The following is a 12,626-nucleotide window of genomic DNA, read 5'->3' as shown; positions in this document are numbered from 1 at the left end:
CGCACGTGGCCGCGCGCTGCAAGGCGCAATGCACACCGCGCGCAGTGCGCCCTGCGGTAACGGCGCGCCACGCTGTGGGCACGCACTCAGAACGTGAGTTTGGCCTGCAGCCCGACCACCACTGCGTTGCGCGTGTGGGTATAGGCGTAGGTCCCGGGGTTGACGATGTATTGCAGGTCCGGGCGCAACATCAGCCACGGCGTGATCTGCGCGCTGTAGGCGAGCTCGTAGAGCTCTTCGGCAGCGCTCAGCCCGACCAGTGGCGAATCGGCCGACACGCCGGCATCGATCAGTTCTGCGCGGCGTGCATCGAGCAGCCGATGATTGATCCTGCCGGCCACATAGCCGAGTGCGATGCGGTCCTGCGTGCGTGTGCCGATGCCCTGGTACACCCCGCCGACCGAATACCACCGTGTCATCAGCGCACTGTCGTGGTCGCTGGCCATGTACTGGGCGAATCCGGTCAGGCCGATGCTGGGGTCCGCTCCCGGGGTGAACAGTTTCTGTTCGACCAGCAGATAGGCGCCGTCGCGGCCGGTGCTGCGGCTGGTATCCAGCCCACGCCTGGGTACCGACGAGGAGTCGTAGTAGCCGCCGAACTTGTACACGCCCGGGTAGCGTGCGGTGGCCGGCTTCCAGGTAAATTCGAGCGGAAAGATCGCACCGGTGGTGCCGCTGGCGAACGGCTCGAACGCGTAGGTATCGCGGGCACCGAAGCCCAGATTCGGGTTGACCTGAAACCAGCCGGCATGCAGGTTGAGCTGCGGGGTCAGCTGCTGCGCGCCTTCGATGCCCCAGCGCGCGGCCGGATAGTTGTACCAGCCGCTATTGGCCGAAAACGCCAGCGGATGCGCGCAGAACGCAGCATTGACGAAGTTCACCAGCAACGTGTGCGAAGCGAACTGGTTGCCCATCGCATAGAAGCCCAGTTTCAGATACGTCTTGCCCTGGTTGAAGCTGCGGTCGTAGCTGAACTCGCTCAGGCGGGTGTACTGGCCTCCGTACACTTCCTGGATGGGGAAGCGATTGCCGACCAGGTCGGCGGAGGTGCTGCGGCCGCGGCGGTCGTTGATGGTGACGTGCAGGCTGCCACCGCCCCAGCCGGCGAGCTTGGCCATGTCCAGATCCACGCCCACCCGCAGTTGCTGCGCGTAGCGCGCGCTGGTGTTTTCGTAGCCGCCGTCCACCACGCCAAACGTCTCGGACACGTAGTCGCCGCGGACGCTCACGCCTTGCTCGGTCCAGGCTGACCGGCGCCCACCCCAGTCGCCGGTCAGCGTGGTATCGCCCGCGGCGACTGCGGTGGCCGGCAGTGCCAGCAACAAGGCGTAGCCCAGCGCACTGCGGCGCGGGAGGAAAGACAGACGATGCATCGTGGTTCTCTGATCGGGGCAGCGTGCACGGCCATCGGTGGCGATGCATGGCGGTGTGCCAAAGCGCCGCTGCGGTAACGGGAACGTCGGCCGGGATATGCGAGACACCCGGCCGTCGGGTTGCAGCCAACAGCGGCTGACGCGAGTGCGCAGCCGTCAGGCGCGCGCGAGGTTTGTCGGCCGCTCCGTGACCACGCCGACGCAGCTGCCGACGTGGTCACCGGTGGGCGGTGTCAGTGCGCGTCAGGCAAGCTGTAGGCGATCACGTCATCGCCACGATCGGGCGACTGCCGCGCACCGCCGGCACTGATCACCACGTACTGCTTGCCGGTCTTGTGCGAGACGTAGGTCATCGGCCCGCCCTGACTGCCGACCGGCAAGCGGCCCTTCCAGAGTTCCTTGCCGGTGGCACTGTCGAACGCGCGCAGGTAGTAGTCCTGGGTGCCGGCGATGAACACGAGCCCGCCCTGGGTGGACAGCGTGCCGCCCAGCGTCGGCATGCCGATCGGGATCGGCAGATGCATCTTGATGCCGAACGGGCCGGTGTCCTGCACCGTCCCCACCGGCACCTGCCAGGCGATGCTGCGCGTCTTGAGGTCGATCGCGCTGAGCGTGCCGTACGGCGGCGCCTGGCACGGAATGCCCAGCGCCGACAGGAAGCGGTTCTTGTTGACCGCATACGGCGTGCCCTTCAGCGGCACGGCGCCCATGCCGGTATTGACGGCCTCGCCACCACCGGCCGCCTCGGCCTTGCGGGTGTCGGCAGGAATCATCTGCACCCACAAGCCCAGGCGCATGTCGTTGGCGAAGACGACGTCATGCACCGGGTCGGTCGACAGGCCTCCCCAGTTCATGCCGCCCAGCGAGCCGGGGAAACTCAGCGAGACATCGGTGCCCGGCGCGGTGTACAAGCCTTCATAACGCATCTGCTTGAACGCGATGCGGCACAGCATCTGGTCGATCGCAGTGGCGCCCCACATGTCCGATTCGGTCAGGTGCTTGGTGCCGATCTGCGGCATGCCGACCGACAGCGGCTGGGTCGGTGCGTACTGCTCGTGTGCAATATCCGAGCCTTTCACCGGCACTTCCCTGACCTCGGTCAGCGGTTTGCCGGTGGCGCGGTCGAGCACGTAGATCTGCCCGGCCTTGGTGCCGATGACCACCGCCGGGGTGTGGCTGCCGTCCTGGTTGGGGAAGTCGATCAGGCTGGGCTGCATCGGTAGGTCGAAGTCCCACAGATCGTTGTGCACGGTCTGGTAGACCCACTTCTCCGCACCGGTGGTGGCATCCAGCGCCAGCACCGAGGCGCCGTAACGATGATCGAGCGCGGTGCGCTCGGCGCCGTACAGATCGGTCGACGGCCCGCCCAGCGGCAGGAACACGGTGTTCATCGCCGCGTCGTAGGACATCGGTGCCCATACGTTCGGCGTGCTGCGCACATAGCTGCTGCCGGCGGCCGGCGCCTGGCGATCGTGCGGATTGCCCGGGTCGAAGGCCCAGCGCTGCGCACCGGTGACCACATCGAAGCCGCGCACCACGCCACCAGGCATGTCGGTCTGCACGTTGTCGGCCACGCGTCCGCCCACCACCACGGTGGTGCCGGCCACCAGTGGCGGCGAGGTCAGCTGGTAGAACGGATCCGGCGCAGCGCCCAGGCCGGCCTTGAGATCGACCTGACCGTTGCTGCCGAAGCCCTGGCAGAACGCGCCGGTGTCCGCATCCACCGCGATCAGGCGACCATCGATGGTGTTGGTGAACAGGCGGCGACGGCAGTTGGCGCCCTGCGCCACGGTCACTGCGGCGATCGGCGAGGGATTGGCCACGCTCGGTGCCGGCAACGCCGCGTCGGCGTCGAAGTAGCCCAGGCCACGGCAGCGCTGCCAGACCGACGAGGTCGCATTGATCTCGCGCCGCCACAGCTGCTTGCCGGTGCTGGCGTCGAGCGCAATCAGATTGTTGTGCGGTGTGCACAGGAACACCTTCTCGCCCACCTGCAGCGGGGTCAACTGGTCTTCGGCACCGTTGCCGTCGCTGTTGGCGATCTCGCCGGTGTGGTAGGTCCAGGCGACCTGCAGCCGGTCGACGTTGCTGCGGTTGATCTGGTCCAGCGCAGCAAAGCGGCTGCCGCCATCGGTATTGCCGTAGGCGGACCAGTTCTGTTGCACGCTTCCAGGCGGCACCGCCGTCATGCCCGGCCCCGCGTTGCCTGCGACCGGCGGATGCGGCACGAACATGCCGCCGATCCCGGCCACTACCGCCAGCGCCAGCACCGTCGCCACGCCATAGGCGGTGCGCCCGGTCGGCAACGCCCGGCTGCGCCGCAGCGCTGGCCAGGCCAGTGCCACCAGCACGGCGAACGCCGCAGGCAGCATCAGCCGCGAGACCAGCGGCCAGAACTCCAGCCCCGCATCCCACAGCGCCCACACCAGCGTCAGCGCGAAGGCGACGCCGTACACCAGCGCACCGGCCGGCCGACGCAGCACGATCAAGACACCGGCCAAAGCGGTCGCCAGGCCCATCAGCAGGAAGTACCAGCTGCCGCCCAGGCTGGCCAACCTCGCGCCACCCAGCAGAAAGATCAGCCCCACCAGCGCGATCAGCATGCCCAGCACCAGCAGCAATGCCCGGCCCGGGACCGGCAACTTCGATTTCGTTTCCACGTTGCAACACCTCGATCAGGAGATTCCGCCCTGCACTGCGCCCGGCATTCCGATCTGGATGCTGCAAGGCGCCCGCACGACGGCCAGTAGAGGCAGCATCACTGCCCACTTTCTGTCACTCCCCTCCCCGGCCCGCGTACCTCTGGCGAGACCGGCACCGGCATGCCCGGCAGACTGACGACATAGTGTCGCACCGCACCGGGTGGTTATTACATATGTGAAGCTATTGCCTGCGGAACACTGCAGTCCGCACAGGCGCGGACCGCAGTGGCGTTTTGTGTGCACAGCGCGCGCTGCGCGCGTTAGAAGCGGTGCGACATGCCCACATACACCTGCGCGTCCGGGGTGCGGTCGTTGAGGCCGAAGTTGGCGCCCACATCCAGCTGCAGCAGCGGATTGAGCAGATACGCAGCGGCGATGTCGGCCGAATACTGCTCGATGGTCTGCGCCGGGTCGCGGTTGATCGAGGACCACACTTCCACCGCCATCGACAACTTGGAGGTGAGCGGATGCGCCAGGTTGATCGCGTTGATCAGCGCAACATGCTTGCCGCTGCCATCGCTGTCGGCCAACCAATCCACCTCGGGCCCGAAGGTCAGCGAGAAGCTGTTGGGCAGCGCGAAATTGATCGGCAATGCGACGCCGCCTTCCCACTCGTCGTTGCCCAGGCCGGTGCGCGCGGTCGGCGCCTTGACGAACGGCAGCACCGCGACGGTGGCGGTGTCGCTTTCGTAGAAACGCGCCTTCATGCGCAGAAAGATATCGCCGCCGCCGCTCAGGCTGCTGCGCGCACCGGTGGCGCGGTCGGTGGTCTTGACCTGCAGCTGCGGGGCCCAGTTGAGCTGCAGATCGATGCGGTCGCTGACGCCGTATTTGAGCGTGGGGTTGGTGAAATACGCCGTTTCGACGCGGGTGCCGGGCTGGCTGTCGCGGGTGTAGCTGCCGATGTCGGTTTCCAGCTGCCAGGCGCCGGTTGGCACGGTGCAGGTGGAATTGGCCTTGGTCGGGCGATCGGTACACAGCGCCGCGTCGGTGGCCTCCTGTGCCTGCGCCTGCAGCGCAAGGCTGCACAACACACCGGCCAGGGCGATGCTCAACAAGGGGGCACGGCGTGCGCGGGTGGAACGATGGGAGATAGCGGCAGTCAGCATTGCAGTGGTTTCCATGGCAAGACGCTGGCCAGATCGCGTGAACGGCCAGCAGTGGGAGGGGGAATGCGCGTGGATGTCGAACGACTGCATGGCCGCTGGAGGGCGGCGTGTTGCCAATCGATCTTATAGGCGTCGGCAGGTCCGAAGACGCCGTCGGTGACAAAAGCAGCCTCCACAGTGTGCGGATGTCGCACAGCGTGATGCGAGTCGCTTTTCCACACCCATCACTTATGGGGGTCAGGCGGAGCGATGACCTGCGCCGTGGCGCGTCACCGGGATCGATCGAGGCATGCGGTCGCCGTGATGCACCATCGGTGCGGGAGACGGCACGATACGGAGCAGCCGCATAAAGTCGCTATGTACGAGGCCTGGGTGGGGCGTAAAGCCGGCGCAAAGGCGCTGCGGTGGTGCAGACGCGATGGCCTGAATGCTGTGCCTGCGTTGCGCGATCGGCAGGCGCTTGATGCGTCGGCGCGGTGCAGCTGCGCCAGTCGTGTCAGCCGATTGGCCAGATGCGCCAACGACGTTGCCCTGCACCGACAAGGCAGGTCCGCTCACGGTGGCAATGCACGAGCTTGCAGGGATGTTCGAACTGGATATGCCGCTGCGCGGTCACGGCATCGATTCGGTGCACCATGCCTTGCCGGCATGCTGCTGCACTCGCGCATTCGGCAGCAGGGCCGCATTCGAACCGCGCCTGCTGCAAGGTAATCAGAACTGCGAAAATCCAGTCGCAACACCACAACGAAAAACGGACACACATCCAGCGATGTGTGTCCGTCGAGAGGCAACGCGCAGGCGCATGCCTTGGTGAAGCGTCACCCTCAGGCGGTCTGTTCGCCGCGCTTGCCGACGCGGTACAGCAGCCAGCCGACCAGGGCGAGGATCGCCAGGCCGAACCATTGGTTGAGCTGAAAACCTCCAGGCAATGCCAAGACATCCTTGTTATTCGTGATTACGATCGGCAGCGCAATGCCGATCCCCATCAACGCCTCGCCGGTGATCAGGCCGGCGGCGAACAGCACGCCAGGGCGATGCACGCGGTCGCGGCCATCTTCGTCGTCGGCGCGGATCTTGTGGAAGCGCTCCAGCAGGTGCGCGATCAGGCCGCCGAGGAAGATCGGCACCATCAGCTCCAGCGGCAGATAGATACCAATCGCCGCCGCCAGCACCGGCACGCGGAAGCGCTTGCCGGTTTTCTTCAACCACTCATCCACAGCGATGATCACCGCTCCCACACCTGCACCGATAGCGATGATGGCCCATGGCAATTGCCCCCCGAACAACCCTTTTGCCACCGATGCCATCAACATCGCCTGCGGTGCCGGCAGTGTCTTGGAGCCAATACCGTAAGCCTCAGCAAGTAAATTGAGCACGGGCGCCATGATCAGCGCGCACGAGAATGCGCCAATAGCCAGCATCAATTGCTGCTTCCAAGGTGTCGCCCCAACCAGATAACCGGTCTTGAGATCCTGCAGATTGTCGCCGCCCACCGCTGCCGCGCAGCACACCACCGCGCCGATCATGATCGCCGCCACCGCACCCAACGGCGCCGCGCCGATGCCGACCGGCACCAGACCATCCTTGCCGAGCAACAGCACCAGCACCGCCGAGGCGAACAGGATGGTGGAAATGGTGATGCCCGAGACCGGGTTGTTGGACGAACCGATCAGGCCAGCCAGATAGCCGGACACCGACACGAACAGAAAGCCGGCCACGATCATGATGATGGTCATCGGGATCGACACGTGCCACTGCTGCACGATCGCCTGGTACAGGCCCAGCAACGGCAAGGTGCACAGCACCAGCGCCGCCAGCATCCACTTCATCGGCAGGTCGCGCTCGGTCTCGGCGACCACACCGCCACCGCTCTTGCGCGCAGCGGCGAAGCCGCTCCTGACGCCGGACAACAGCGACTTGCGCAGCGAGAACAGCGTCCACACGCCACCGATCAGCATCGCGCCGACACCGAGGTAACGGATCTTCGCGCCCCAGATCCCGAACGCCGCATCGGCTGCCGGCGCACCGACCAGGCTCTGCGCCAGGGCCGGGTCGCTGCCCATGAAGAATTGCTGGTACAGCGGAATGGCGAGATGCCAGGACAGGATCGACCCGGACAGCACCACGATGCCGACATTCAGGCCGACGATGTAGCCCACGCCGAGCAGCGCCGGCGACAGGTTGGTGCCCAGATAGCCGACCAGCCGGCTGCTGCCCAGATACGTGGCCTGCGCCCAGGTATCCGGGATCACCCGCAGGCCGCTGGCCGCAGCCAGCTTGACCAGCGCGCCGATCGCACCGGACATCGCCAGGATCTTCAGGCCGGGGCCGGGGTTTTCGCCGGCCTTGAGCACCTCGGCTGCGGCCTTGCCTTCGGGGAATGGCAGCGGGTCTTCGACGATCATCGAGCGCCGCAACGGCACCGAGAACAGCACCCCGAGCAAGCCGCCCATGCCGGCGATGCCGAGCACCCACCAGTATTTGAAGTCCGGCCAGTAGCCCATGATCACCAGCGCGGGGATGGTGAAGATCACCCCGGCGGCGATCGACGAACCCGCCGAGGCACCGGTCTGGACGATGTTGTTTTCCAGAATGGTGCCGCCGCCGAGCAGGCGCAGCACGCCCATCGAGACGACCGCGGCCGGAATGGCGGTGGCGATGGTCAGGCCGGCAAACAGGCCGAGATAGGCATTGGCGGCCGAAAGCACCACCGCCAGCACGATGGCCAGCACGACGGCGCGGAAGGTGAGCTGGCGCGGCTGCGCGTCATGGCTCATGGGTAGTTCCCCTGTGGCAAAAAATCCGGACCACGCTAGCGCCTGTGCGGGTTTCCGTCCAGCTGCGCCGCGGCGTGACAGTGTGCCTGCTGTGGCGGCTGGGAATGCCTGGGGATGTGTCGACGGGGACGACAGGTGTGCACCAGCGTGTGCCAGCGCCTGCATGATGACGGTTTGTCAGCGGCCGCGCCGACGCTGGCGGCGTCGGCGCGGCTGTTCGATCAATTCAGCAGTTCGGCAAACGCGCGGTCGGCCTCGATCACGTCCGGCAGCGCGGCAAACAAGGCCTCCAGATCCACCGTCTCCATCAACGGGCCGCGCACCGCGTCCAACGCCGCCGGTGTGGCGCCACCATGTGCACGCAGCGCGTCGGACACCTGCACCGCCTGGGCGACCAGCAGCGGCATCCGCGCACCTTCCGGCGCAGCGGCCGGGCGTACCTGATAGGCGATCGCTTCCTGGATCACCAACGGCAGCTGCCAGCGACGCACCAGCTCGGCGCCGACTTCCGGGTAGCCGAAGCCCAACTGCAGGGTTTCTTCGGCGGCATGGCCGGCCGATGAGCTGTCGTGATTGATGCGGCTGGCATAGTCCGGCGCACCGGACTGGATCAGCAGCTCGCCGATGTTGTGCATCATGCCGCAGGTAAATGCGGTTTCCGGATCCAGGCCGTGCTGGCGCGCCAGCACGCGGCAGATGCCGGCCACCTCGAAACTGTGCCGCCAGAACGCCTTCAGATCGAAGCCGGGGCCGGCGCGGAACGCACCGGTCATCGCCGAGGCCAGCACCAGGGTGCGCAGCGTGTTGAAGCCCAGCCGCATGGCCGCGTCTTCCACGCTGGTGGAGTCGCGCAGCCCGCGGAAGCGCGCCGAATTGGCAAGCCGCAGCACCTTGGCGGCGATCACCGGATCGCGCTCGATGGTGTGCGCCAGTACATCGATATTGGTTGCCGGATCGTCGAACCGGGCAATCAGGTCCTGCACCACCTCGGGCACGGTGGGCAAGGTGTGCAACTGCTCGAACAGCGCCTCCAACTTCACGATCGCCTCGTGGGTGAAAGGTAAGCCAGCGCGGCCGCGCCGGCCTGCATGGTGTAGCACAGGACCGGTTGGATGACGATGACCCGTCACGGCGCCTATTCACCCGGGCTTTCGCGTCGATCTGTGCCACGTGGCGTGCCGATGCTCCTGCACCGGGCTCGATCGCGATACTCGAGACATGGCGACACGATTGCAGTCCACGGGCATCGACATCGGATCCCCGTGGCCTAATCGGCAGCGGGCCGGAACACAAGCAGAAAGGCTCGCACCAGTCCGTGGCGTGGGCATGCGTGTCGGCGTGCCGCAGCAGGCGCGCGTCCCGCACTGATTCAATGAAAATCGCGCGAGGGCAGCTGCATGTCGCCGAGCAGGTCGCTGAGGTCGTGCAGATCGCCGGCGATGAGATGCTCCACGCCGTCCACGCGCTCCCAGCGACCGCGTACGGCCAGCAGGCGCGCTTCCAGCAGTGCGCGGCGGCGGCGCAGCGCCAGGTGCGACCAGACGATGACGTTGATCATGCCGTGCTCGTCTTCCAGGGTGACGAAGATGGTGCCCTTGGCGGTGGCCGGGCGCTGACGCTGGGTGACCAGGCCAGCGACATGCACGCCGCTACCATGACGGCGGCCCTGCAGTTCGCGCAGGCCGAGGATACGCCGCTGCCGCATCTGCGGGCGCAGCAATGCCATCGGATGCTGGCGCAGACTCAGGCCGACCGAGCGATAGTCGGCCAGGATCTCCTCGCCTGCGCGCGGCGCTGCAAACTCCACCTCGCGTTCCTGCGGGCTGCCCGGCAGCAGCGGCCGACGCGCTTCCACGCCGGCCATCGCCCAGCGCGCGGCGTTGCGGTTGCCCACCATGCCCTGCAAGGCGCCGGCTTCGGCCAATGCCAGGCGCGCCTTTTCGTCGAGTGCGGCGAGCAGGCACAGATCGCCGATATCGGCGAAGGCCCGCTGCGCGCGTGCGGCGGCAATGCGATTGGCCACCACTTCCGATAACCCGGCGACCTGGCGCATGCCCAGCCGGATCGCCGGTTGTTCGCCGGGGTCTTCGTCGCTGCGCCACGGCCGGCCACCGACCAGCGTGTTGTCCCAGACGCTGTGCAGCACATCCACCGGCAACACCTCCACGCGCGCGCGCTCGGGACTGCCGCGGCGCGCATCCTGCACGATCTGGCTGGCCGAGTAGAAGCCCATCGGCTGCGCATTGAGCAGCCCGCAGGCGAAGGCCGCCGGCTCGTGGCGCTTGAGCCAGCAGCTGGCGTAGACGAGCTTGGCGAACGAGGCGGCATGGCTCTGCGGGAAGCCGTAGGAGCCGAAGCCCTTGATCTGTTCGAAGATCTGGTCGATGAAGGTGGAGGCGTAGCCTTTGCCCTGCATGCGCTCGCGCACCCGCGCGCGGTGCTGCTCCATGTCGCCGCCGCGCCGCCAGGCGGCCATCGAGCGGCGCAGATTGTCCGCTTCGCTCTCGGTGTAATCGGCGGCGTGCATCAGCAGCTCCATCACCTGCTCCTGGAACAGCGGCACACCGAGAGTCGGCTTGAGGATGTCCTCCACCTCCGGTGAGGGATAGTTCACGGCCTCGCGCCCCTGCCGCCGGCGCAGATACGGGTGCACCATGTCGCCCTGGATCGGGCCCGGGCGCACGATCGCCACTTCGATCACCAGGTCGTAGAACACCGCAGGCTTGAGCCGCGGCAGCATCGCCATCTGCGCACGCGATTCGATCTGGAACACGCCGACCGTGTCGGCGCGCTGGATCATCTTGTAGGTAGGCACATCCTCGCCTGGCAGCGTGGCGATGCTGTAATCGCGCCCGCGGTGGTCGCGCACCAGCTCCAGCGTCTTGCGGATGCAGGTCAGCATGCCCAGCGCCAGGCAATCGACCTTGAGCAGCTTCATCGTTTCCAGATCGTCCTTGTCCCACTGGATGATGGTGCGGTCGGCCATTGCCGCGTTTTCCACCGGCACCAGCAGCGACAAGGATTCGTCGGAGATGACGAATCCGCCGACATGCTGCGACAGATGGCGCGGGTGATCGCGCAGTTGCTCGGTCACCGCAAGAATCTTGTTGATCAGCGGGTTGGCCAGATCGAATCCGGCCTCTTCGATGCGCTGTTCCATCGGCGTTTCGCCATTGCCCCAGCCGTAGCAATTGGCCAGCAAGGCGATCTGGTCCGGCGGCAGGCCGAACGCCTTGGCCACATCGCGCACGGCGCTCTTGCCGCGGTAACAGATCACCGTCGCCGCCAATGCCGCGCGTTCGCGGCCGTACTTGTTGTAGACGTACTGCAGCACCTCCTCGCGGCGTTGGTGCTCGAAATCGACGTCGATGTCCGGGGGCTCGTCGCGTTGTTCGGACAGGAAGCGCGCCATCAACAGACGCGTTTCATCCGGGTTGACCGCGGTGATGCCCAGTGCATAACACACCGCCGAATTGGCCGATGAGCCACGGCCCTGGCAGAGAATGTGCTGTTCGCGGGCGAAGCGCACCACGTCCTGCACGGTAAGAAAGAAGGCCTCGTAGTTCTTATGCGCGATCAGCGCCAGTTCCTTCTCGATGTCGGCGCGTACCTTTGCCGGCGTTCCATTCGGCCACCGCTCACGCATGCCCTCCTCAGTGAGCTGTCGCAGATAACTCGCCGGGGTATGCCCTTCCGGCACCAGTTCGCGCGGATAGGTGTATTCAAGCCTGGACATATCGAAGCTGCAGCGCTGCGCCAGGTCCACGGCGGCCTGCAACAGCGCATCCGGGTAGATGTTGCCCAAGGCACGCCGCGTGCGCAGATGGCGCTCGCCGTTGCGGAACAGGTGCGCGCCGCACTCGGCCAACGGCAAGCCGTGGCGGATGGCGGTCAGGGTGTCCTGCACGATGCGCTCGCGCCGCTGCGCCATATGCGCATCGCCGCTGGCCAGCGCGGTCATGCCCAGTTGCTGCGCCAGCAGCTGCAGGGCAAGCAACCGCGCCGCATCGTCCTGCTCGCGATGCAGTTCCACCGCCAGGAATGCACGCTCGCCGAACACCTGCTGCAGCCAGGCGCCCTGCTCGGCCTGCGGCTGCGCACCGGGTAACCACAGCGCGAACACGCTGGGTTCCACAGCGCGAAACTGCGCCTCCACCTCGGCACGCCCGAGCCGGTACGCGCCCTTGCTTGCCGCACGCCGCGCGGTGGTGATCAGCGCGCACAACTGCGGATAGCCATGCGCGTTTTCCACCAGCAGCACGAAGCGGGTGCCATCGACCAGGGTGAATTCGCTGCCGACGATCAAGCGCACGCCGGTGGCGCGCGAAGCTTCCAGGCCGCGCACGATGCCGGCCAGCGAGCACTCGTCGGTGATCGCCAGGGCGCCATAGCCGCAGTGTTGCGCGCGCATGAACAATTGTTCGGCACTGGAGGCGCCGCGCAGGAACGAGAAATCCGACAGGCAGTGCAGCTCGGCATAGGCAGGCAGCCCATCGGCGACCATGGCATGGGCGATATCGTCGTTTGCCGCGCGCAACCGCGCGGCGACCGTCCAGGCGCGCGGCATGCGCCCACCGGGCGTATCGCGGTCCACGCCGTCGATGGCGTCATCCCAGCTCATGCGCGCACCTCTTCGACATCGCGCTGCCGCCACACATGCGCTGC

Annotated in this window: 6 protein-coding genes; all 6 read right to left on the bottom strand. The window is 66.6% G+C overall.

Annotated elements, in window-relative coordinates; genetic code table 11:
• Window positions 1-86: 86 nt before the first annotated feature.
• Window positions 87-1,373 carry a carbohydrate porin gene (locus XARJCFBP2528_RS00320; RefSeq protein ID WP_047124165.1) on the bottom strand — a complete coding sequence of 429 codons (1,287 nt, stop codon included), beginning with the start codon at window positions 1,371-1,373 and terminating at the stop codon, window positions 87-89.
• A 233-nt stretch (window positions 1,374-1,606) separates the two neighbouring features.
• A complete protein-coding gene (locus tag XARJCFBP2528_RS00315; RefSeq protein ID WP_230724086.1) occupies window positions 1,607-4,033 on the bottom strand; it encodes a glucose/quinate/shikimate family membrane-bound PQQ-dependent dehydrogenase in 2,427 nt (808 codons plus the stop codon).
• 302 nt (window positions 4,034-4,335) lie between these two features.
• Window positions 4,336-5,184 (bottom strand): transporter, encoded by an 849-nt coding sequence (locus XARJCFBP2528_RS00310; protein WP_026064565.1) that lies wholly within the window; start codon window positions 5,182-5,184, stop codon window positions 4,336-4,338.
• Between the two features lie 824 nt (window positions 5,185-6,008).
• Entirely contained in the window at window positions 6,009-7,961 is a 1,953-nt protein-coding gene (locus XARJCFBP2528_RS00305) for an OPT family oligopeptide transporter (protein WP_047124164.1), read from the bottom strand.
• A 221-nt stretch (window positions 7,962-8,182) separates the two neighbouring features.
• Entirely contained in the window at window positions 8,183-9,001 is an 819-nt protein-coding gene (locus tag XARJCFBP2528_RS00300; protein WP_047124163.1) for an HDOD domain-containing protein, read from the bottom strand.
• A gap of 329 nt (window positions 9,002-9,330) precedes the next feature.
• Window positions 9,331-12,582, bottom strand: coding sequence for an error-prone DNA polymerase (locus XARJCFBP2528_RS00295; protein WP_047124162.1), 3,252 nt, complete (start codon window positions 12,580-12,582; stop codon window positions 9,331-9,333).
• Window positions 12,583-12,626 lie beyond the last annotated feature (44 nt).

Origin of the sequence: Xanthomonas arboricola pv. juglandis, from assembly GCF_001013475.1 — a bacterium.
GTDB classification, from domain to species: domain Bacteria; phylum Pseudomonadota; class Gammaproteobacteria; order Xanthomonadales; family Xanthomonadaceae; genus Xanthomonas; species Xanthomonas arboricola.
The sequence above is the reverse complement of the archived record's forward strand: the minus strand, read 5'-3'. Positions and strand labels throughout refer to the sequence as shown.